The organism is Marinobacter profundi, assembly GCF_002744715.1.
Lineage (GTDB): Bacteria > Pseudomonadota > Gammaproteobacteria > Pseudomonadales > Oleiphilaceae > Marinobacter > Marinobacter profundi.
Genome location: NZ_KZ319367.1, coordinates 638,471 through 661,762 on the forward strand (window position 1 = coordinate 638,471; position 23,292 = coordinate 661,762).

Annotated in this window: 17 protein-coding genes; 6 read left to right on the forward strand and 11 right to left on the reverse strand. The window is 60.3% G+C overall.

All coding sequences use genetic code 11. The annotated features are described in order from the left end of the window. Positions 1–64 precede the first annotated feature (64 nt). From CLH61_RS02770 to CLH61_RS02780, 3 genes are all read right to left on the reverse strand, one after another. Complete coding sequence (locus CLH61_RS02770) at positions 65–670, reverse strand: ATP-dependent zinc protease family protein (protein WP_099613156.1); 606 nt, start codon at positions 668–670, stop codon at positions 65–67. A gap of 9 nt (positions 671–679) precedes the next feature. After that, positions 680–1,252 carry an acyl carrier protein phosphodiesterase gene (locus CLH61_RS02775; RefSeq protein WP_099613157.1) on the reverse strand — a complete coding sequence of 191 codons (573 nt, stop codon included), beginning with the start codon at positions 1,250–1,252 and terminating at the stop codon, positions 680–682. A gap of 73 nt (positions 1,253–1,325) precedes the next feature. After that, the gene (locus CLH61_RS02780) at positions 1,326–1,868 is read right to left on the reverse strand and encodes an outer membrane beta-barrel protein (protein WP_099613158.1); all 543 of its coding nucleotides are present in this window, start codon (positions 1,866–1,868) and stop codon (positions 1,326–1,328) included. Positions 1,869–2,235: 367 nt separating this feature from the next. Between CLH61_RS02780 and CLH61_RS02785 the strand changes: the two genes are divergently transcribed. Then, positions 2,236–3,651, forward strand: a complete 1,416-nt coding sequence (locus CLH61_RS02785) for a TrkH family potassium uptake protein (RefSeq protein ID WP_099613159.1) — start codon at positions 2,236–2,238, stop codon at positions 3,649–3,651. Positions 3,652–3,658: 7 nt separating this feature from the next. On the opposite strand, the gene glgP (CLH61_RS02790) is transcribed toward CLH61_RS02785, so the two are convergent. The 6 genes from glgP (CLH61_RS02790) to glgC form a co-directional block, all read right to left on the reverse strand. Beyond that, positions 3,659–6,211 carry an alpha-glucan family phosphorylase gene (glgP, locus tag CLH61_RS02790; protein WP_099613160.1) on the reverse strand — a complete coding sequence of 851 codons (2,553 nt, stop codon included), beginning with the start codon at positions 6,209–6,211 and terminating at the stop codon, positions 3,659–3,661. Between the two features lie 23 nt (positions 6,212–6,234). Then, positions 6,235–6,993 carry an SDR family NAD(P)-dependent oxidoreductase gene (locus CLH61_RS02795; protein WP_099613161.1) on the reverse strand — a complete coding sequence of 253 codons (759 nt, stop codon included), beginning with the start codon at positions 6,991–6,993 and terminating at the stop codon, positions 6,235–6,237. Between the two features lie 67 nt (positions 6,994–7,060). Then, positions 7,061–7,405, reverse strand: a complete 345-nt coding sequence (locus CLH61_RS02800) for a PilZ domain-containing protein (RefSeq protein ID WP_099613162.1) — start codon at positions 7,403–7,405, stop codon at positions 7,061–7,063. Positions 7,406–7,499: 94 nt separating this feature from the next. Further along, positions 7,500–8,999, reverse strand: a complete 1,500-nt coding sequence (gene malQ, locus CLH61_RS02805) for a 4-alpha-glucanotransferase (protein ID WP_099613163.1) — start codon at positions 8,997–8,999, stop codon at positions 7,500–7,502. After that, positions 8,996–10,783: a glycoside hydrolase family 57 protein gene (locus CLH61_RS02810; protein WP_322868206.1), complete on the reverse strand. Its 1,788-nt coding sequence runs from the start codon at positions 10,781–10,783 to the stop codon at positions 8,996–8,998. Before CLH61_RS02810 ends, malQ begins: the two co-directional genes overlap by 4 nt. Then, positions 10,713–11,978 (reverse strand): glucose-1-phosphate adenylyltransferase, encoded by a 1,266-nt coding sequence (glgC, locus tag CLH61_RS02815; protein WP_099613165.1) that lies wholly within the window; start codon positions 11,976–11,978, stop codon positions 10,713–10,715. Before glgC ends, CLH61_RS02810 begins: the two co-directional genes overlap by 71 nt. Positions 11,979–12,182: 204 nt before the next feature. Here glgC and glgB point away from each other — a divergent pair, with 204 nt between their 5' ends. Genes glgB through glgP (CLH61_RS02830) form a run of 3 tightly spaced genes read left to right on the forward strand, consistent with a single transcriptional unit; the run spans position 12,183 to position 18,139 of the window. Next, a complete protein-coding gene (gene glgB / locus CLH61_RS02820) occupies positions 12,183–14,093 on the forward strand; it encodes a 1,4-alpha-glucan branching protein GlgB (protein ID WP_228152505.1) in 1,911 nt (636 codons plus the stop codon). Beyond that, positions 14,090–15,550: a glycogen synthase GlgA gene (gene glgA / locus CLH61_RS02825; RefSeq protein WP_099613167.1), complete on the forward strand. Its 1,461-nt coding sequence runs from the start codon at positions 14,090–14,092 to the stop codon at positions 15,548–15,550. The genes glgB and glgA overlap by 4 nt, the downstream gene beginning before the upstream one ends. 36 nt (positions 15,551–15,586) lie before the next feature. After that, positions 15,587–18,139, forward strand: coding sequence for an alpha-glucan family phosphorylase (gene glgP, locus CLH61_RS02830; protein ID WP_099613168.1), 2,553 nt, complete (start codon positions 15,587–15,589; stop codon positions 18,137–18,139). Here glgP (CLH61_RS02830) and CLH61_RS02835 read toward each other — a convergent pair. Then, positions 18,136–18,801 carry a phosphoribosyltransferase gene (locus tag CLH61_RS02835; protein WP_099613169.1) on the reverse strand — a complete coding sequence of 222 codons (666 nt, stop codon included), beginning with the start codon at positions 18,799–18,801 and terminating at the stop codon, positions 18,136–18,138. The genes glgP (CLH61_RS02830) and CLH61_RS02835 overlap by 4 nt on opposite strands. A 271-nt stretch (positions 18,802–19,072) precedes the next feature. Here CLH61_RS02835 and CLH61_RS02840 point away from each other — a divergent pair, with 271 nt between their 5' ends. Then, the gene (locus CLH61_RS02840; protein WP_228152506.1) at positions 19,073–19,897 is read left to right on the forward strand and encodes a cyclic nucleotide-binding domain-containing protein; all 825 of its coding nucleotides are present in this window, start codon (positions 19,073–19,075) and stop codon (positions 19,895–19,897) included. Positions 19,898–19,921: 24 nt separating this feature from the next. Here CLH61_RS02840 and CLH61_RS02845 read toward each other — a convergent pair whose 3' ends face one another. Then, complete coding sequence (locus CLH61_RS02845; RefSeq protein WP_099613171.1) at positions 19,922–21,103, reverse strand: 1-acyl-sn-glycerol-3-phosphate acyltransferase; 1,182 nt, start codon at positions 21,101–21,103, stop codon at positions 19,922–19,924. 245 nt (positions 21,104–21,348) lie between these two features. Here CLH61_RS02845 and recQ point away from each other — a divergent pair, with 245 nt between their 5' ends. After that, complete coding sequence (gene recQ / locus CLH61_RS02850) at positions 21,349–23,205, forward strand: DNA helicase RecQ (protein ID WP_099613172.1); 1,857 nt, start codon at positions 21,349–21,351, stop codon at positions 23,203–23,205. Positions 23,206–23,292 lie beyond the last annotated feature (87 nt).

A 23,292-nucleotide genomic window follows, 5' to 3' on the forward strand; every position in this document is an offset into this window, starting at 1 on the left:
TGTTGCGGGAAAACGCGACAGTATACAACAAGGACTTCGAACTGACGGGGTTCTTGAGCCGTCTTCACTTCGCCAGGGTAGCGATATCCTCCAGTGTATTGTGTTCGCATTCCTTCTGTGCCAGGAAGCTGTCGGAGGAGTCTACGAGGATGTTGTCATCCCGCATGAAGCGGCGCCCGAGCAGTGCCGGGTAGGTAAAACGTCCACGATCGGTGAGTGAGAACTGGGTTTCATGGACACTGCCGCCAATGCAGAACTCCATTCGCACCACGTAACGGCGCTGGGAGTCGGCACCCTTTCGCTTGATCAACACAGTGCGCTCGATGGGCCGTTCGAACTCCAGCACAACGCCCTCTACCACGCTATCGTCTTCTTTGCCGCTGTCCTTCCGGTCGTTGCCCTCCTCCTGGTCCTTGTGGTCTTCCAGGGGAATCTGGAAACTGACCCACTCTTCATCGCCCCGTGTGAATGGCTCTACGTTTACGGCATGCAGTGACGACGTCTTGGCTCCGGTATCCAGCCGTGCTTTCAAACGCAGGCCGGTGTCCTGGAGGACTATCCACTCCACAAAACCCATGGTTTCTGCAGGGCGCTTCTGGTCTTCTGCGGCAACGGCTGCACCGGACACCAACAGGGTCGCCGCCAGGGTAAGGGTGGCTATCCTTCTCATTGGATCTCCTTAGTAGTCTTTTGCAAATTCAACAAGTTGAGGGAAAAACTTAAGAAATCGCCGCTCCAGTTCACGGTCGTTCTGGCGAATCTCGGCGATCGCGCCCCGGAAGCTGTTGGCAAAGCGGATACGCCCGGCAATCCTGTCGAGGGCATAGCCGATGTTATCCATCTCCCGATAGGCGCCAAACCAGTCGTGACTTACCATGCGCCGGGTTACCGTGATCATGGCGTCCGGCATCAGGTGCTCACTTTCCTGGAAATCCTGGTAGACACCACGGATAAAGCGGTCGTTATCAGCACTGCTGAAGCGATGCCAGTGACGCAGCAGGTAGTGATCGTAGAGCACATCCAGGGCAATACCGGCAAAGCGGCGCCGCTGCGTCGAGAACAGTTCCTTGCTGGCCAGTACCTCGGGATGCTGATCGGTGAAGGCATCGACCGCGCGATGATGCCGCAGGCCACGCGCTACCGGGGCCGGGAGCTGTTCGGGCCGGATGCCACGGGCGAAATCTCCGAGTACGCTGCCAATACGCGCTTCCCGGGAATCGGGGGCCAGGAACAGATGTGCGAGGTGGTTCAAAGCAGAAATCCGCAATTGAGGCAGTGGCAGCCCCGGTCATCTTCCGACGTTGCCACTGCACTGATCATGCCGGTCAGAAGCTGAAGGTGACGCCCAGGCCGAGGCCGTCGACCGTGACACCGTCCTTGTCGTAGTAGCGCATGTACTCGACGTTACCGGCAACCTGAGGTGCTACATCCACATTCAGGCCAATGCCGTAGGAGACATCGGAGTCATCGTCAGAAACCGAACCTCCGGGGCCGGATGCCTCCAGTTCAAACCGGGTGAAACCGAGGATGACGTAGGGAGTCATGGGTGATTCGTTGACCATGTTAAGCGTGGCGTAACCGCCGAAAAAGTTGTCGGCAGACACTTCCACGCCACTGATGGTGTCGTCATCGACGCCAAAACCTGCCCTGGCCTCAACACCGAAGAACGGCGTTACCATGGCCCCCACCTTGCCAGACAAAGTGCCGAGATCGGCATCGACAACATCATCATCGATATTGACGAATGTGTAGTTCACGCCGCCGTACAAGCCGGCACCGCCGGACTTGTAGATATCTTGAGCCATCACGGGCGTTGCCATTGCCCCCAGCGCCGCGGCACCGAGAAAAACCGGAACGTATTTGTTCATACTTCACCTCTTCCTGTTGGCTGTACTGCTTGTTGGTATTACGTCCATGGTTCTAAGTTGCACCAATACAACTCGCGGTGCCAGAGCCCCGAACGTAATTTACGCTGAATTTACCAAGCTTTAATCTGCCGGCAACCAGTCACTTGCGTCTTCCGGCGTATCCATTCGCCCCCATTCTGCCGCCCTTGTCACCCCGCTCCCGTCAATCTGCCGGCAAGTCCGGGAAGTTGCTGCAAGCCCCTGTTTTGTTGCGAAGCCTTTATTGCGAATCGCAGGCACCGCATGTATTCTGACGCTCGTCTCACTGTTCAGCCGGTTTGAGCGTCTCTTGAGAAACCTTTACCCCGTTATTTATATTGTCAGCGTCATGTTCGTGCTGCTCAGCATCTTTATGACGCTGCCGGTCATCCTGCTTGCCGGATCGGTTAGCCCCAACGCCACCGCGTTTGCGGAATCCGCCGGCATTGTGCTGGGCGCCGGGCTCCTCGGTATGCTTTTTACATACCGTAAACCAAGAGACCTGAAACCGCGGTACATGTTTGTACTGACAGTATCCAGCTGGCTGATTATCTCCCTGATTGCCTCACTGCCTTTCTACCTCAGTCATCAGGGGATTTCCCTGGCGGATGCGGTGTTCGAGGGCACCTCAGGCATTACCACCACCGGGGCGACGGTGCTGACCGGCCTCGATACCATGGATCAGGACCTGCTCCTGTGGCGTTCTATCCTGCAATGGATCGGTGGCATCGGCATCATCGGCATGTTCGTTGCCGTACTCCCCTTTCTTCGGGTTGGTGGCATGCGGCTGTTTGCCACCGAATCCTCGGAATGGACCGACAAGGCCCTGCCGCGAATGAAAACCCTGAGCCGTGGCCTGCTCGTGGTGTATGTAGTGTTCTCCGTCGTGGCAGTGCTTACCTACTGGCTCTCCGGAATGTCCCTGTTCGATGCCTTCAACCACGGCCTGACCAGCATCGCCACCGGAGGCTATTCCACCTCTGACCTGTCCATGGGCAAGTTCAATTCCGATCTGATCCTGCTGGAAGCAAGCTTGTTCATGATGATCGGCGGCATGCCGTTTTTCCTGTTCGTGCGTGAAATGCACGGCCAGCATGGGGTTATCTGGCGTGACCAGCAGGTGCGGCTGTTCATCACGATTCTGCTCCTGGTGCCGTTCTTCCTCACACTGTATCGCTGGTACGTTGCGACGGGTGACTTTGATCCGCTGCACGGCTATATCGCCACCCTGTTCAACGTGACTTCCGTGGTAACCACCACCGGTTACGCTTCGGAAGACTACGCTGCCTGGGGCCCGCTGGCCTTTGTCACCTTCTTCTTCCTGATGTTTGTCGGCGGCTGTTCCGGCTCAACCTCCGGTGGCATGAAGATTTTCCGTTTCCAGCTGTCCCTGATCATTCTGCGGGAGCAGTTGATGCGACTGCTCCACCCGCGGGCCGTACTTACCCGAAACTACAACGGACGCGCCGTCAGCGACGAGATTATCTCGTCGATGATCGCCTATACCTTTATCTTCCTGATCTGCTTGCTGGTGATTACCGTCGCACTTGCCAGCATGCAGCTGGACTTTGTAACCAGCCTGACCGGTGCCCTCACCTCGCTGACCAACGTTGGCCCCGGGCTCGGGGACATCATCGGGCCAGCCGGCAACTTCCAGAGCCTGCCCGACGGCGCCAAGTGGATCCTGTCACTTGGCATGCTGATGGGGCGTCTGGAAATCCTCAGCGTCATTATCGTGCTGTCACCGGCCTTCTGGCGCGGCTGATCGCAAGCTAGCGGAACCAGAGAATACCCGGAAACTCAAGAGGCAGGCTGGCCAGTGGATGGGCCGCCACTACCCGGGGAGTGAAATGCGCGGCAGGTCGCCCGGTGACGACACGGCATTCATAGGTGTAGGTATTGGTGCCAGCCAATGGCCCCGACCGGCTCATAACCACCTTCTGTGGTGGCCATTCACCATCCGGGTCGGCCACCAGTTCCACGCTTGCCCATTCCGGCCGGAGGCCGTCCAGGTGCAACTGAACCCGGAACACGGTTTCGTCACCTTCCTGCGCGATCACCAGCTGGCCAAACCGCAACTGCTGCCAGTGCAGTGTCAGTTCCGAGTGCCAGGCATCAAGCTCCCGTCCTACCTCCGGCGTCCGCGCCTCAAGCTGCTGCCTCATGGGCAGGTAGAAGTGCTCACAGTACTCCCGCACCATTCGGTTGGCGGAATAGTAGGGCGTGAGCTGACCCATACTGGCCCGCATCATCCCGATCCACGCGTTCGGCAGCCCTTGCTCGTCACAGTCGTAGAAGGCAGGAATGACCTGGTTCTCCAGCAAGTCGAACAGCTCTTCGGCATCCGGACCGTCGTGGGCCGGCGAATCGTCGAGGCGGGAAAACTCCGGGAACGGCCGTATTGCCCAGCCAACCCCGGGCTGGTAGGCCTCGGCCCACCAGCCATCGAACTGTGACAGATTCAATCCGCCATTCACCAGCACCTTCATTCCGCTTGTCCCGCAGGCTTCCCAGGGATGGCGGGGGGAGTTGAGCCATACGTCCACCCCCTGCACCATCTGGGATGCGACCTGGAGATCATAATCCTCGATGAACACCACCTTGCCGACCACGTCCGGCCGGTTGATGAAGCGGTACCAGCGCCGGAGTATCGCTTTGCCGGTACTGTCGTTGGGATGAGCCTTACCGGAGAGTACGATCTGCAGCGGCCGATTGTGATCATTGAGCAGCCTGACTAACCGCTCCTCGTCATAAAGCAGCAGGTCGGGGCGTTTGTAAGCCGTGAAACGACGAGCAAACCCCAGGGTCAGCGCTTCGCTGTCCAGCATCAGCCCGCAGGCCTCGGCCACCTGGGCCGGGTTGTCCTGTTCACAGTGCTGGGCCACCAGCCGGGCCCGGGCGTATCCGATCAGCCGCTGGCGCTGGCGGAAGCGCATACGCCACAACTCTTCGTCGGTGACGGCGCACAGCGGCTCCGCGGGGAGGTCCTGGGCGCCACACCAGCGGCCCTTGCCGCAGGCTCGGGTCCAGACAGCGTCGGACTCCGGTGAATCCCAGCTGGGGGTATGGACACCGTTGGTGACGACCTCAATGGGGATGTCCGCTTCCGGCCAGCGCGGAAACAGGGGCCGGAATAACTTGCGCGAAACTTTTCCATGCACCTGGCTGACCGCGTTGACACGACCACAGAGCCGTATCGCAAGCCACGCCATGTTCAGCGGCTCGGTGGAATCGTGATCGGTGGTTCCCAGGCCGTTGCAGGGATCACGGCCGAGGGCGAGCAGCTGGTCGACGGAAAGATCCAGATCGGCACAACAGGAACCCAGATACAGCCGAACCAGTGCCGGCGGGTACTGGTCAATCCCTGATGCCACCGGTGTATGGGTGGTGAAAAGATTGCCCGGCCTTACGCTGTGACGGGCCTGCTCAAAGCTGAGGCCATGCTGCTGCCGGAAACTGCGAATCCGCTCCAGGGCAGCGAAGGCACAATGGCCTTCGTTCAGGTGCAGGATGCGGCAATTCAACCCCAGTTGCTCAAGCAGACGCCAGCCACCGCTGCCCAGTACCAGCTCCTGTTGCAACCGTTTCTCAAGCTGGCCGCTGTACAGCTCGCTGGTGATACCCCGGTCTCCCGGTTCGTTACGTGGATCGTTACTGTCCAGTAGCAACAGTTCACAACGCCCCACCCGGCCACGCCAGGTGCGCAGGTGTACCTGGCGCCCGGGCAACTCAATAGCCACACGGACCCATTCACCGGCGTCATCCCGCAGCGGGGCCAGCGGCAGCATGGTGGGATCATTGTAGGGGTGGAATTCGAGTTGTTCGCCGTCCAGATTGAGGGCCTGGCGGAAGAAACCCTGCTGATACAGCAAGCCCACGGCAACAACGGGGACGCCCAGATCATTGGCCGCCTTGAGGTAGTCGCCTGCCAACACACCCAACCCGCCGGAATACAGCGGCAGGGACTCGGTGATGCCAAATTCCATGCAAAAAAACGCAACAGGATCAACCGCCTGCTCGCCATGCCTGCTGTCACACCAGGTGTCACGCAGGTTGTACGCGTCCTGCTCGGCTATCTGTGCGGCCAGCAGGGCGAGAAAGTCGGCATCCCCGGCCAGTTCCTGCAAGCGCTGGCCTGACACGCTGTTCAACACCAGCCAGGCGTTGGCGGTGGACTCCCACATCTCCCGGTCAAGCGTGCTCCACAGCTGGTCGCTGCCATGGTGCCAGCTCCACCGCAAATCCAGTGCCAGACCCACCAGGCCCTTGAGGGCTTCAGGCATGTGCCTCGGGATATAGGGCCCGGGTGGCCCCTGATTATTCATGATGAGGCATCCGCACTCCGGCGTTAGTGAGCGGTATACCCGCCATCGATGACCAGTTCCGATCCGGTTATGAACTTCGCCTCGTCAGACGCCAGATAGACAATTCCCCAGGCAATATCGTCCGGCTCGCCCAGGTGCCCCAACGGATGAAGGGCCGCCGTGGCTTTCTTGCCTTCTTCCAGGTCCCCGGCATTCTTCAGGTGGCCTTCAACCATCGGTGTCCAGATAAATCCCGGATGGACCGAGTTGACGCGAATGCGGTCCGGCGCATAAATCATGGCATCGGTTTTACTCATCAGCCGTACCGCACCTTTGGCGGCGTGGTATGGCGGGCTGTCCGGGGCGCCCACCAGGCCGTAAATTGACGACAGGTTGATGATGCTGCCGCCGCCGGCATTTTTGAGATGTGGAATGGCATGCTTGGTGCAGAAGAAAACGCCCTTGACGTTGATCTGCTGAACCCGGTCCCACTCCTCCTCGGTGAGTTCGTGGGTTGGCTTGTTGGTCCCGGCGATGCCCGCATTGTTAACGAGCGCATCGAGCCGGCCAAAGTGATGGACAGCCCCATTGATGGCGCCGGCTACCTGGTCCTCATTGCCGGTATCGCAGTGCCAGTATCCGGCCTGGCTACCCAGTTCACTGGCGAGGGCCTCACCTTCCTTGTCCATCACATCGAGAATGGCGACCGAGGCGCCCTCCTCGACCATCCGGCAGACCGTTGCCTTGCCAATGCCCATGGATCCGCCCGTCACAATGACTACCTTACCTTTGAGTCTGTCCATGGTTGCTCCAATTTTCTTGGTCGAACAGGTGCGGGTGACTAACCGTGTCGGTCATCCTGCAGAATGGTCAATCGTTGGCATTAATCAGGCTTCGTTCACCGTTCAGGGATGTCATCAATGCACTCAGCACCGCCGGATCGTTGATTTCGAGGCCTTCAAGTTCAAGACCAAGCCCCCGGTCGGATTTGCGGACCACATGCCCCTTCAAGCGGCGAAACTGGCAGGGATGCTGGCCGGAAAGCTGAAACTCCACCTCAAGACTCTGGTTAAGATCAACATCCTCATAATCCGTCGCGATAAACAGCCCCTTCCGACTGGCATCATGAACCTGGCCGGTAGCAACCGGCAGCCCCCTCTTATAGACAAGCAACGCCAGGCGACCCCGTGTCCGGATACTTTGTCTGTGTTCCATGAGCCCTCCTGCTCCGGGAATAAACATTCGTGCCCCAGTGTTATAGCCCAGGACGTGCCTCGCTCCGTTGATATAGATCAAACTTTAACCAGCCCTACGGAAGCCGGCCGTAAAGGCCGAGCAGGTGGCGGAGTCGGGACGCCAGAGCCGGCGTGCAGCTGTCCCACGAGAGCTGCCACAACCAGTTGCCCTGTGCCGTACCCGGTGTGTTAAAACGTGCATCGCTATCGAGGGCCAGGAGATCCTGCAGCGGGACGACGGCGAGCACGGACACCGAGGCCATCGCCATACGGATCAGCTCCCAGGGCATGTCACTCCCGGTGTGGCCGGTGTAGCGGTTGACGTACTCCCGCGTCCGTTCATCAAGGCTCCGATACCAGCCAAGCGTGGTGTCATTGTCGTGGGTGCCCGTGTAAACCAGGTCCCATGCCTTATGGTTGTGCGGTAAATGGGGGTTGTGGGGGCTGCCGTCGAAGCCGAACTGCAAAACGGTCATTCCCGGCAGCTGAAAATCATGCCGCAGATTTTCGACTTCGGCGCCGATAATCCCCAGGTTCTCTGCCACCAGAGGTAAATCCGGAAAGGCCTCAAAGCAGGCAGAGAGAAAGGATTGGCCTGGCCCGCTCACCCAACAGCCGTTGACGGGTTCCGGATCCGTTGCCGGTATTTCCCAGTAGGCCTGCAGTCCCCGGAAATGATCCAGGCGGATAATGTCGAACAGTTCCCGCTGCATTCCCAGCCGATCAAGCCACCAACGAAATCCGTCCACAGCCATCGCCGACCAGTCATAGATGGGGTTGCCCCAGTGCTGGCCACGGGGCGAGAAGTAGTCCGGCGGCACACCCGCCACTACGATGGCTGCGCCGTCCGGATCCAGTTTGAACTGGTCGCGCCGGGACCAGACATCGGCGCTGTCGTGGGCAACGAAAATGGGAATATCTCCAAACAGGTAAAGTCCCTTTTCATTGCCGTAGCGTCGAAGGTTATGCCACTGGTGAAAGAACACAAATTGCTCGAAGCGGATCCGCTCCAGGGTTCCCTGCCGCTGCTGTGCGAATGCCTGCAGTGCTGCCGGCTCACGGTCACGCAACGGTCGTGGCCAGCTTTGCCAGCCGTCCACAGGGTAATCCTCACGCAATGCCTGGAACAGGGCGTAGTCGTGGAGCCAGAAACTGTTGTGCCGGATAAACGCTTCATAACCGGACAGCTCAGGGTAGTCGACTCCGGGGGCGTAATCACCGCGGTGAAATCGACCGGCAGCCAGCTCAAACAGGGCCTTACGGGACGTGTCATTTGAAAAACCTGCCAGCTCCGCGTCCGTTAGCAGCCCCCAATGGAGCAAGTCTTCCAGGTCAATCAGGTCCTGACTACCGGCGTAGGCAGACAACGACTGGTAGGGCGAGAGGTCACGGTGGGTGGGCCCGACCGGGAGCATCTGCCAGACCGACACACCGGCTTCCGCCAGAAAGTCCATGAAGCGCCGCGCAGAACTGCCCAACACTCCGTACTGGCCGGGCAGGCAGGTGGGATGGAGCAGGACCCCTGCCCTGCGGACCTGCAACGCCGTGGGACAGGGCCGTGACACTTCGCTCATGCCGGGCCCTCGGTATGGCCGGGCCGCATGGCGCCGCCTCGGGCCGGTTCGCCACCACCCTGACTGAGTTGCTGAAATACCGACGGCGGCGCCGGATAGCCGATTAATTCATAGAGGTTGACCAGGTGACGGCGGTAAAGATGCTCGAAATCGCTGACGATCTGCGCCGGATTGTAATCCCCGAACCACCAGAACCAGTCGGAGCCTTCACAGAGCGCCAGCTGCATAGCCGCTTTTTCTTTCTGCTCGGCGGTGAGACTGCCGTTGTCCATCACCCGGTCAAAATGGAGCTTTGCTTCACAAAGCAGATCCCAGGCGCGGTTCTTGTCGCTGTCACCAATCCAGGTAGAAAAGGTCCCGTAGATCCAGCTGCCGGAGACCAGCCCCGGCAGTTCCGACGCTGCGGTCGCAGCCCGTTCGGCAAGCTCCCGGTAGGTGGTCATCTGCAGGCGTGGATGGTTCGCCAGAACCTGATAGAGCTCATCGAGGAAATAGAAGCCATTTTCGGGAAAGTACTCCCAGGCGTTTTCACCGTCCAGAATTACCGAAATTACACAGGGTTCGGGGCGACCACCCTTGTGGGAGGCAATCGTCTCCATGTGGTGGACCAGGTCGCCCACCGCATCCCGGGCATGCCAGTCCGCGTAGTTGAAACCGATCAGGTCGGACAGGCCATCGTCACGAAAATACACCGTGATCGGAGCGTCGCCAAACCGCCAGGGGGTGTGGATATTGGCTTTACCCGCTTCCCTGGCACCGGGTTTTGCCTTGTTGTAGCTGTTATGAAGGACCGAGTCGCCACTGGCAGTCCAGACAAAGCCCTGTTCATGCAGCAAGGCCAATGTCGGCTGGCTCAGTCCGCCTTCCGAGGCCCAGCAGCCGGATGGCTCAAGGCCGAAAAACCGCTGAAAAACCTCTTTTGCCCGTGCCAGGTGCCAACGGGCTCTCACCTCGCCCCCCGGATAATGTTCATGGACCGGCAGGCTGATCTCCGGCAGGGCTTCCCGGGCACTGCCCAGGTCAAGCAGTAAGGGAAGCATCGGATGGGCATAAGGGCTGACTGCCAGTTCGACCTGGCCTTTTTCGGCAAGCCGCCGGTAACGGGGGCCGATACTGGCGAGGGTCTCGAAGATCACCTCCATCAACGCCCGGCGATCCTCCATGGTGAATCCGGCGCCCTTCTCCTGGAGGCTGCGGATGCAATCGTTCTTGCGTCGCAGGTCTTCGCCCATCCAGCCCAGGTGATACCAGACCAGCAAGTCGGCCAGGAACGACGACGAAATATACCGCTGGAGTTCCGGTTTGCTGCGGTAGAACCCCGCAATCTCGGCGAGGCGCGAGAACGCCGGGAAACGGCCGATGATGCGCTCCCGGTTGGCCCGCAGGCACTTCTCCACCAGTTCAAGGAATGACGGCGAGCCCGCCTCGGGAAGAGTTTCCGCCACCAGCGCCGCCAGCAATGGATCACCAATCTCCCCCGCACCATGCCGCCAGCGCTCGATCTGGGTCAGGTAGGTTTCGATCTGATCAAGCAGCACCGGCGCAAAGTTGACCACCGCCTTCGCATCAGAATGTGCTTCAAGATGTGCTGCCATGTCACTGTAATCCTTGATGGTATGTAAATATACCCACGGAAACAGGAAGGCGCCGGTTTGCAAGTCCTGGTAGCCGGGCTGGTGCATGTGCCAGCAAAGAACGACTTGGGCAGCAGGTTCAGAGGCCATGAGGGTAGTCCTGATTGAGCATTTCCGGAGTGACCAGAACGACACCCTTGGGCGAAACATGATAGTTCTTGCGGTCTGCCTCGGGGTCACAGCCTATTCTGGTGCCCGCGGGAATACGGCAGCCCCGGTCAATGACCGCACGGCGGATATCGCAGTTGCGGCCGATTTCCACATCGGGAAAGATCACCGAATCCGCTACCGTGCTGTAGGAATGCACCCTGACCTGGGAAAACAGCAATGAATGCCGTACCCGGGCCCCGGAAACAATGCACCCGCCAGCCACCATGGAATCCACCGCCATGCCGCGGCGCTGCTCGTCGTCAAAGACAAACTTGGCCGGGGGCAGTTGTTCCTGATAGGTCCAGATCGGCCAGTCCGGATCGTACAGGTTGAGTTCCGGGCTGACGCCGATCAGCTCCAGGTTTGCCTGCCACAAGGCGTCGATGGTGCCGACATCCCGCCAGTAGGCGACCCGGTTGTTGACCGGATCACGGAACGGAAACGCCATTACCCGCAGGCGGCGGATCATCGACGGAATAATGTCCTTGCCGAAGTCATGGCTGGAGGTGTCGGTCAGGCCATGGTCGCGGGTCAGTTCATCGAACAGTACCCGGGTACTGAATACATAGATCCCCATGGAGGCCAGCGCCCGGTCCGGATTACCGGGCATGGGCCTGGGGCTGGCCGGTTTCTCGTCAAATTCGGTAATGCGATACTGGTCGTCCACCGACATCACACCAAAGGCCGATGCATCCTCCAGCGGCACTTCGATACACCCAACGGTGACATCCGCTTCCTGTTCCACATGGGCTGCAAGCATGGTGCCGTAGTCCATTTTGTAGACGTGATCACCGGCGAGGATCAGCACGTACATGGGCTGGTGGCTGCGAATGATATCGAGATTCTGCATTACCGCATCCGCCGTACCCTCGTACCACGACGTTTCAATGCGTTGCTGGGCGGGGAGTAGCTCGACAAAGTCCCCCAGTTCGCCCCGGAGAAAGCCCCAGCCGCGCTGGATGTGGCGGATCAGGGAATGGGATTTATACTGGGTCAGCACCCCCACCTGGTTGATGCCGGAGTTGATGCAGTTCGACAGCGGGAAATCAATAATGCGGAACTTGCCGCCGAACGGCACCGCGGGCTTGGCCCGCCACTTGGTGAGATCATGGAGCCGGGATCCCCTGCCCCCGGCCAGCACAAGTGCCAGGGTTTGACGGGTCAGGCGGCTCACATAGCGTTTTGCGGTATGCATGGTCTCACTCCATGAAGGACCTTGTATCAGCTGTCTGGCCGGCAATCACCGGCCCGCTCTGTCAATATAGGCGAAGGCGTCTGAAAAGTTAGCACCGGGAAACCCGGCTAAACTTGTTTCAGATCATTATTTGCCCAGACTGATTACCGTTCAATGAACCGACTCCCGCAGGAGTCCGCGAAGAGACTGGCAAGGCACGCATCCATGGAACCATCAGACACCACCGTCGTGGCAACTCATCTTATCAGTGAGTTCGATCTGCACTTGTTCGGCGAAGGCCGGCACTGGCATATCTATAATGTGCTGGGCGCCCATCCCTGCTCCCTTAATGGCGAGGAAGGGGTTCGCTTTGCGACCTGGGCGCCGGGGGCCGAGGCGGTGAGCGTGGTCGGCGATTTCAATGGCTGGGATCCCCTCGCCCATCCGATGACGGCCCATCGTCCCGGGGGCGTTTGGGAAGCCTTCGTTCCCGGAACCGGCCCGGGGCACCTGTACAAATACGCCATCCGGTCGGATACCGGCGCGCTGCTTCTGAAAACCGATCCCTACGGTCAACAGTTCGAAGTGAGGCCGGCCACCGCTGCCGTAGTGACGGAACGGACCCCGTACAACTGGCAGGACGGTGACTGGATGCACCGCCGCGCCCACTGGGACTGGCAGCACGCGCCGATTGCCATCTATGAGGTGCATCCCGGCTCCTGGCAGGTTCATGGCTCCGGCCGCTGGCTCAATTACCGGGAACTGGCCCACCAGCTGGTGGACTACGTGGTGGACATGGGGTTCACCCACATCGAACTGATGCCGGTAACCGAGCACCCGCTGGACGATTCCTGGGGCTACCAGACCACGGGATACTTTGCCCCGACCAGTCGCTACGGCACCCCTGATGACTTCCGCTACTTTGTCGACCACTGCCATCGCCACGGAATCGGCGTCATCCTCGACTGGGTCCCGGGCCACTTTCCCGGCGACGATCACGCCCTGGCGCGGTTTGACGGCACGGCGCTCTACGAGCATGAGGATCCCCGCAAGGGACAACACCAGGACTGGGGCACCCTGATCTATAACTACGGTCGCCACGAAGTGCGCAACTTCCTGATTGGCAGCGCGCTGTTCTGGCTGGATACCTTCCATATTGACGGGCTGCGGGTCGATGCCGTCGCGTCCATGCTGTATCTGAACTATTCACGCAAGGATGGTGAGTGGATTCCCAACGTGCACGGCGGCCATGAGAATCTCGAAGCCATCGACTTTCTGCGGGAGCTGAACGATATCTGCCAGAGCCGCTACCCGGGCATCCTGACTATGGCCGAGGAATCCACCTCCTGGCCACAGGTTACCCGGCCTTCCTGGGTCGGCGGCCTGGGCTTCTGCACCAAATGGAACATGGGCTGGATGCACGACACCCTGGACTACCTGCACCACGACCCCGTCCATCGCCATTACCACCATGACAAACTGACCTTTGGCCTGCTCTACGCCTTCAGCGAGAACTTCCTGTTGCCGCTCTCCCATGACGAAGTGGTGCATGGCAAAGGCAGCCTGCTGGGGAAGATGCCCGGAGATGAGTGGCAACAGCAGGCAAACCTGAGACTGTTGCTTGCCTATATGTACAGCTATCCCGGCGCCAAGCTGCTGTTTATGGGCGGAGAATTCGGCCAGCATCGGGAATGGAATTTTGCCGGTGAACTGGACTGGTTCCTGCTGGAGCGCCCCTTGCACAAAGGTGTGCAGACGCTGGTGCGGGACCTCAACCGGCTTTACCGGGAACTTCCGGAACTCCATGGCGAGAGTTTCAGTCCCCAGGGATTCGAATGGATCGACTGTCACGACGCCACCCAGTCGGTCATCAGCTTCATGCGCCACAGCGGCGATGGTCATGTTGTCGTGGTCATCAACTTCACGCCGGTGCCGCGGTTCGGCTACTGCATTGGGGTTCCCGCCGATCGCACCTACCAGGAAGTCTTCAACTCCGACTCCCGGTTCTATGGTGGCGGCGACATCGGCAATCCGCTACCAGTGACGGCGGAGCCGCGGCAGTGGATGGGGCGCCCGGCGACGATCACCCTGACCCTCCCGCCCCTTGGTGCCATCATTCTGAGACCGCAACCATGACCCGTGTGCTGTTTGCCACCAGTGAGGTCTTCCCCCTGGTAAAAACCGGCGGCCTTGCCGACGTCTCTGCCAGCCTGCCTGATGCGCTATGTCGTAGCGGAATCGATGTCAAAATCCTGCTGCCGGGCTATCCGGCGGCCATGGCCGCTGTGCGTGACGGTGACGGCGAGCGGATTGCACGCTTCAGCGCCGGATTTCACCGGGTCGAACTGTGGCAAACCCGCCTTCCCGGCACGGCGGTGCCCCTGTGGCTGGTAGACTGCCCGGAGATGTTCGACCGGCCCGGTTCGCCTTACCAGGACAGCGAGGGCGCCGACTGGTGGGATAATGCCCATCGCTACCACCTGTTTGCCCGGGTTGCCTGCATGATCGCCCTGGGAGAAGCCGGTGTCGGCTGGCTGCCGGAACTGATCCACTGTAACGACTGGCAGACCGGCCTGATCCCGGTCCTGCTAGATCCGATACCCAATCGGCCGGCAACGGTTTTCACCATCCATAACCTGTCCTACCAGGGCCTGTTCTCCCATGAAACCTTCCGAGCCCTGGGCCTGCCGGATCACCTGTGGCGGTTCGACCGGCTGGAGTTCTACGACCAGCTCTCCTTCATCAAGGGCGGACTCGGCTTCGCCGACCAGCTCACTACGGTAAGCCCCTCGTATGCCCGTGAAATCCAGTCACCGGCCTTCGGTTATAGTCTGGACGGATTGCTGCGCTTCCGCCAGAACGTGCTGACGGGCGTCCTCAACGGGATAGACACTCGCCACTGGAATCCGGCAAGTGATGAGCACATTCCGGCCCGATACAGTCAGGGCGATCTTGCCAACAAGGGGTCCTGCCGTAAGTGGCTGAAAAAGGAACTCGGCCTCGAAGCCACGGACGGCCAGCCCCTGCTGGGCTTTATCGGCCGCCTGGTGGAGCAGAAAGGCATCGACCTGTTGCTGCAGGTGTTGCCAACAGCCCTTGCCCAGGGCATGCAGGCCGTCATTCTCGGCTCCGGCCAGCACAGTTACGAACAGGAACTGCTCGCACTGGCTGCCCGCTTCCCGGGACGCATTGCCGTCACGCTCGGCTATGACGAAGGGCTGGCCCATCGCATAACCGCTGGCGCGGACATATTTGTCATGCCCTCGCGGTTCGAACCCTGCGGCCTGAACCAGATGTACAGCCTGTGCTATGGCACCGTTCCCGTGGTCCATCGTGTCGGCGGACTGCAGGATACCGTGTTTGACCCCCGCGACGTCGACCCCGAGGAAGCCAATGGCTTCTGTTTCGACGCACCGTCTCCGGAGGGCCTGGCACAGGCCATTCAGCGCGCCGCCACCCTGTTCCGGGACCGGCGGGCATGGCGCAAGTTGCAGGACCACGGTATGGCAGCGGATTATTCCTGGCAGCAGCGGGCGCAGACCTATGAGGGTATTTACCGGACGGCACTGGCTGGTGTCCGTGCCGGACGATGACAGGACAAACGTTGGCCAAGCGCCCAGGGAGTTGCCATGAAACAGCCCACCCGATTCAAACTTGAAGCGCGCCCCCATATCCCCGAATCGCTGAACCGGTTGGCGGAATTGTCCAACGACCTGTTCTACAGCTGGGACCACGAAGCGCGCAGCCTCTACGCCAGAATCGACCCCGTGCTATGGCGCCAGGTGGAGCACAACCCCAAGCTGTTTTTACGACGGGTTGCCCAGCACCGGCTCAACGAGGTCAGTGAAGATCGTGCGTTCCTCGCGGAGTATCGCCGGATTCTCAGTGCATACGATGCCTATCTTGATGCAGCACCCGGGCCGGAGATCACCGACCGGCTGGATCCGCAGAATGCCCTTGTGGCGTACTTCTGTGCCGAATTCGGTTTCCATGAAAGCTTTCCGATCTATTCCGGCGGCCTGGGCATCCTCGCGGGAGATCACTGCAAGGCTGCCAGCGACCTTGCCATGCCCTTCGTGGCCGTCGGCCTGTTATACCAGCAAGGCTACTTTATCCAGAGTATCGACGCACAAGGCCAGCAAATTGCACGATATCGCTCCCATTTCAGCGAAGATCTGCCGATTTCCCGGGTGATGTCGGATGGCAAGCCGTTACAGGTCAGTGTGCCCTTCCCGGGACGGACCGTGTATGCCCAGGCGTGGGAGGCCCGCGTCGGCCACATAAGGCTGTACCTGCTGGACACCCATGTAGCAGAGAACAGCTCCGCCGACCGCGAACTGACCCTGCAACTCTATGGCGGTGACGAAACCACCCGCATCAGCCAGGAAATGCTGCTTGGCATCGGTGGCACCCGGGTATTGCGGGCCCTTGGCCTCGAACCCACCGCGTGGCATATCAACGAAGGCCACGCCGCCTTCCAGATTTTGGAGCGCTGCAGCTCTCTGGTACAGGCCGGGCTCGACTTCGAGGCAGCCATCGAGGCCACTGCCGCCAGCACCCTGTTCACCACTCACACCCCCGTCGCCGCCGGTCATGATATCTTTCCACGGGAGTTGCTGCTGACCATGCTCGGTGAGTACCTGGACTCCGCCGGGCTGAACGCCGCGCAAGTCTTTGACCTTGGCGCGACATCGGCCGGTGATGCCTTCAATATGACCACCCTTGGGCTGAGAGGATCCCGCTTCCATAACGGAGTCAGCCGTATCCACGGCGGTGTCGCTTCCCGGATGGAAGGGGGCATCTGGCCGCAGATTCCGGCCGAGGAAAACCCCATCGGTTACATAACCAACGGTGTACATGTTCCCACCTTCCTGGCACCCGAGTGGTCCAGCCTGTTTGATATCCAGGCGCCGACCTGGCGCAGTGAGCTGCGTAATCCCGCGTTCTGGCAGTTTGTCGACCGCGTGCCGGACTATCATTTCTGGAGTATCCACAAGGCCCTCAAGCAACAGATGGGGGACTATGTTGCCCGCCACCTCAGCCGCCAGCATCGCCGCAATGGCACCGGTCACTCGGTCACCGAGCGGATGACCCGGGACCTTATCAGCCAGGAAAAAGACCTGCTGGTAGTCGGCTTCGCCCGGCGCTTTGCCACTTACAAGCGCGCCACCCTGATCTTCTCGGACCTTGAGCGCCTGCAGCGGCTATTGAACGATCCGGAGCGACCGGTTCTGCTCATTTTCGCCGGCAAGGCCCACCCGAAGGACCGCCCCGGCCAGCAACTGATCAAGGTTATCCACGACCTGTCCATGCGGCCAGAGTTCATCGGTCGGGTGATTCTGCTGGAAAACTACGACCAGGCGATGGCCCGTCGGTTGCTTAGTGGCGTGGATGTCTGGCTTAACAACCCCGAATACCCCAAAGAGGCCAGCGGCACCTCTGGTGAAAAGGCAGCGCTTAATGGCGCGCTCAATCTGAGTGTACTGGATGGCTGGTGGGCTGAGGGCTACGACGGCACCAACGGCTGGGCGATCACCCCGCGGGACCTGAGCCATGACCAGGAGTTCCGCAACCAGGAAGAAGCCCGAGACTTGTTGGATCTGCTGGAATTCGAGGTGGCGCCGCTGTATTACGACCGGCTGTCCCAGGGCTATTCCAAGCACTGGGTACGGCGCTCCAAAGCGGCCATGAAGACCATCATCCCCCGCTTTAACAGCCAGCGCATGGTGATGGATTACGTGGAGAAATACTACGAACCGGCCACCCGCCAGGCCAGCCGCTTTACCAGCGACAACGGCCGGCTGGCCACCGAACTTGCCCGCTGGAAGCGGCGCATAAGCCAGCATTGGGACGGCGTGTCGCTGTCAGTGGTTGGCGAGGTCCAGATGCAGTGTCTGCACGACTGCGAAATGACGGTAAAAGTGGCGGCCCAGCTCAACGGATTGCGACCGGAGGATGTCCGGGTCGAATGTCTGGTGGCGCCGGGTAATGCCGGGCCGGAGGAGCAGGAAATACCCGAGAGCTTCATCCTCGCCTTCGACGAGGACAAGGACGGCCTGAGCCTGTTCAGCCTTGTGATGTCGCCGCCCTTCCCCGGGCTGCAGATCCTCACCCTGCGCGCCTACCCTTATCACGACGGCCTCAGTCATCCGCTGGAAATGGGCTACATGGTCTGGGTTTAACCTGGCCGGGGACCACCGTGTCGGTCGCGGGATAACCGCAACAGGCGCAGCACCTCCTCGTCGCTGACCTGGTCAAAATCCATATACCAGCGCCCGACGGCTTCAAAGTGGGCCGGTTCAAGAATGCAGACGAAGCGGTCTGCAAACCGGCTGAAATGCTCCCTGCTACCGAGGGCCGCCACCGGTACGGCAACGGTAATCTCCGCCGGCTGCTGATGGCGCACGGCGTTGACTGCCACCTCCATGGTGGCCCCGGTCGCGAGTCCGTCGTCCACCAGTATCACCGGGCGGCCACGGACCACGGGCGCCGGCGTACCATCACGGAACAGGGCTGCGCGCCGCACCAGGGTCCCGCGTTCTCGGGCACTGACCTCCTCGATTGACGAGTTGGTGATCCGCAAGGTCTGGATGAGGCTGCTGTTCAGGTAAAGGGTACCATCCTCCGCCAGCGCCCCCATTGCCAGCTCCGGCTGCCAGGGAACCCCGAGCTTGCGGACGTTCAGCACATCCATCTCAAGGCCCAGCTGCTCTGCAATTACCGCAGCTATAGGCACGCCTCCCCTGGGTAGCGCCAGTACCAGAGTATCCGGCGACACCCCGGACTTATCCAGTGCCCCCGCCAGGGCCTGGCCCGCCTCATCCCGGTTACGGAAACTATCCATCTCAAACCTCCCTGTCATCGCACCATGATCCTGTCACAATCATAGGTTATAACAGTCCGGTGCGCCCCACGGTGAGGCCCGCCGCAGTGCCCATGCATTCCTCGTAGCCGGTCAGGGTAGCCCGAAGGCCGCTGCGCGACAGCTGCCGATCACGGAGTGCCGAATAACCCGAGCCGCAATAAGAACGATTTGATCATTGCGCACTCGGTTGGCCCCATCTACCTTGTATAGATAAATAGGGAACGAATCATCCAGGGATGCCGGTGAACCAATGTCTGCACTATCCTGTCAGCAAAACCTCTGCTCTTGCTGCGCATTGTCCAGCGTGTGCCTGCCCGGGGAAATGAATCCGGGGCAAATCAGGGACGTCAGCGCGCTGGTACGCTCGCTTGGCCCGCTGACCCGCGGCCAGCGGGTGTTTTCGCAAAACACACCGTTCAGCTCCTGTTACTTCGTCAAGACCGGTGCGGTCAAGACAGTCACCGTCAGTGAGCGCGGGGACGAGCGTATTCTGGGATTTTATCTGCCCGGTGATGTGTTCGGCCTCAGCAGCATGAACCGACGCTCCTATTCCTGTTCGGCCATCGCCCTGGAACATACCTCGATATGCGAGCTGCCGTTCCGCCAACTGGAACAGCTGGCACGGAGCATTCCGGAGCTGCAGCACCACCTGTTCGACCTGATGAGCCGGGAAATCGCCAATGCCGAGAACATCAGCATGCTGCTAAGCAGCAATACTGCGGAGGAACGGGTGATTGCCCTGCTGCTGAATGTCTCCGAGCACCACCGCCAGCGCAAGCTCAGCCCGCTACAGTTCCGGCTTCCGATGTCCCGCAGTGATATGGGCAGTTTTCTGGGGCTCGCGGTGGAAACCGTCAGCCGTATTCTCGGCAGCCTTCACAAGCAGGGCCTGATCAACATCACCGGACGGACGGTTGTCCTGCTCCAGCCGGCCCGGCTGAGTCAGCGGCTGGCCGTGGACCCGGACGCGCCCGCCACCAAGGGTGACGACTTCTGCTGGAGTCCCGGCCACAGTCACACCGTCGCCGGAGTCAGCGGCATGCCCGCCGCCAATACCTCCGGCACTGCCCGCTGATCCCGGGACTGGCGAGTATCGCGGTCACACCGAATCGCTGGCTTCCAGGGCACTGACCACCGGATTGGCGTACATGTCCAGCAGATAAGGCCGGATGGCCGGATCGCAGGCGGCTAGCCGGCGGTCGAGTTCCTGCTCCGCGGCATCCAGTTCCGCAGGCGTCAGCGTTTCCGCGGTATACAGTGAATCACTGAGGGTTTCAGGGGTATTGTGGGAGGACGGGTGAATACCCCGTTGCTGGAATGCCACGAGATTCGACGCATGCAGGTGGTAGTTGGCGTGCATCTCCTGGTCGATCCGCTCGGCCAGCTCTTTCGGCGTGGCGGGCGAGTCGGTGATCGGTTTGCCGAAGTGCACGTGGACATGCCCCTTGAAACCGGTCAGGCCGCGGAGAATCTGGTTGGTATCTTCGTCCGGCTGCTTGTCATAGCGGCCGGTACGGGCCCGGGTTTCCAGTTCCCGCGCCTTCTCCTGGTCGCAAGGATCATATTCATAGGCGATGGATACCGGCACGATGTGCAGCCGGTTCATGGCCTCGGCAAATTGCAGGCCGCTCTTCTTCTTGCTCATGTAGAACATCTTGATGATGGCCGGATCGGTCTGATCGATGCCGTCCTTTGCGCGACCTTCCCGCTGGGCAATCCAGATACTGTGGTTGGTATCGATGCTGTGGCAGATAAATGCCGACAGCGTCATGTAGGCATCCCGCATTTCCCGCGGGCTGGTCATGCTCCGACGTACCACAAAGCTCTTGTTGAGCCGCATCAGTTCGGCAAACACCCGGTTGGCCAGCAGGTTGTCACCAATGGCAATACGGGTGGTCTTGAAACCTTCGCGGAACAGCAGGTAGTTGACCACCATCGGATCAAACACGATGTCCCGGTGGTTGGAGATGAACAGGTGTGCGGAATGCTTGTCCAGGTTCTCCAGGCCGGTCTGGGTGACCCGGGTGGTGGTTTTGGTGACCAGGTCTTCGACATACTGGTACAGTCTGGCCTGCAGATCATCGATCCGCGTCAGGCCGCCAAAGTGGCGCACCAGCCAGTGCTTGATCCGGATCCGGACCAGCGCCGGCATCCAACGGGCCAGCGTCGGGGACTTGAACCTGGCAATCAGATCAAGGAACTCGGCATCGTGGATCAGCCGGTTCAGGGCAGCGTCGGTTTCGTCGTCCGAATAAGGACGGATCGCATCAAATTCCTGCATGTAGGTCCCGTTGTTTTACTTGCCAGATAACGCCCGCCGGATACCGCCCGAAAGAACGGCAAGATAACGCAGCGTCGGGGGCGATCAGAAAAATGCGGCTATTGTAACGCTTAACCGGGACTTGTGCCTCACTTGGTGCGCGGCAAAAACTCAAATCCGGATTCTGTTATCATTCCGCGCCTGTCACTGACACCGACCTTCACCAAAGCGCTATCGAAAGCACAAACGCCGGAGCTTGCATAACCATGGATTTCGAGCAACTGACCACAGACCGGCCCGTCTCCACCGGCCGTGATCCGGAAACCGTGTTGCACCAGGTGTTCGGCTACGAACGCTTCCGGCCACTGCAGGGCGATATTATCCAGGAGCTGGTCGCCGGTCGCGACGCCCTTGTGCTGATGCCGACCGGTGGCGGCAAATCACTCTGTTACCAGGTGCCGGCACTGGTCCGCCCGGGTACCGGCGTGGTGATCTCTCCGTTGATTGCGCTGATGCAGGATCAGGTGGCAGCACTGAGAGAATTGGGGGTGCGGGCGGCCTTCCTCAACTCCACCATGGATTTCCAGCAAGCCCGGGACACCGAAAATGCCCTGATGACCGGCGAGCTCGACCTGCTCTACTGCGCTCCGGAACGGCTGATCCAGCCCCGCACACTGGACCTGTTGCGCCAGGCCTCGGTCTCGCTGTTTGCCATCGACGAGGCCCACTGTGTTTCCCAGTGGGGCCACGACTTCCGTTCTGACTATCTGCAACTGGATGTCCTGGCCCGTGAGTTTCCCGGCATTCCGCGCATTGCCCTCACCGCAACTGCTGACGAACGGACCCGGCAAGAAATTGCCGAACGCCTGTCGCTTACCGCCGCCCGTCATTTCATCAGCGGCTTCGACCGCCCCAACATCCAGTACCGCATTACAGCAAAAACCAACGCCAACAAGCAGTTACTGGACTTTATCAAAGCTGAACATCCCGGAGATGCCGGCATCGTCTACTGCCTGTCCCGAAACAAGGTAGACGCCACCGCAAAGATGCTGGCCGAAAAGGGCTTCACCGCGCTGCCCTACCATGCCGGCCTCCCCGCCCACGAGCGTGCCACGAATCAGGAACGCTTCCTGCGGGAGGATGGCGTCATCATTGTGGCAACGATTGCCTTTGGCATGGGCATCGACAAGCCCGATGTGCGTTTTGTGGCCCACCTGGACCTGCCCAAGAGTCTGGAAGCCTACTACCAGGAAACCGGCCGCGCCGGTCGAGACGGCAAACCTTCCACGGCCTGGATGGTGTATGGCCTGCAAGACGTGATCAAACTGCGCCAGATGCTCGAAGGCTCCATGGGCAACGACCAGTTCAAGCGGGTGGAACGGCAGAAACTGGATGCCATGCTTGGCCTTTGCGAAATCACCAGCTGTCGCCGCCAGGCCCTGCTGCGATACTTCGGTGACCAGCTGGAACAACCCTGCGGCAATTGCGATACCTGTCTGACACCACCGGAAACCTGGGATGGCACGGTGGCGGTCCAGAAAGCGCTGTCCTGCGTCTATCGTACCGGCCAGCGCTTTGGTGTGACCTACCTGATTGATGTGCTGCGCGGTGTCGAGAACGAGCGGATCCTTCAGGCCGGCCACCACCAGATCTCTACCTTCGGCATCGGCAACGACCTCAGTGCGGCCGACTGGAAATCGGTCTTCCGCCAGCTGGTGGCGAACGGTTTCCTGCGGGCAGACCCGGAAGGCTATGGCGCCCTGCAGCTCACCGAGGAATGCCGCCCGCTGCTGCGGGGAGAGGAAACTACCCTGCTGCGCAAGGACCCGGTTAGCAGAAAAACCTCCGGCCGTGGAGACAGCACGTCTCGGCGCCAGGCCTTCCGGGACCAGATTACCGACCAGCCCGGTTGGGATGCCCTCCGAGCTTGCCGGAAAGAACTGGCAGACCAGCAGGGTGTGCCGCCCTACGTTATTTTCCATGACGCCACGCTGTTCGAGATTCTTGAACGACGCCCCCGAACCCTCGACGAGCTGGCGGAAATCAATGGCGTCGGTCGGGCAAAGCTCGAGAAATACGGCGACAGCTTCCTGGCCGCACTTGCAGGACTGGAGGCCCGCTAAACGCACCGCATCAGGGATTGCCCGCGGGGCTGGTAAAAACCGTCTATAATCGATTGAAAAACAATAATTGCAGTCGGCGCAGGGAGT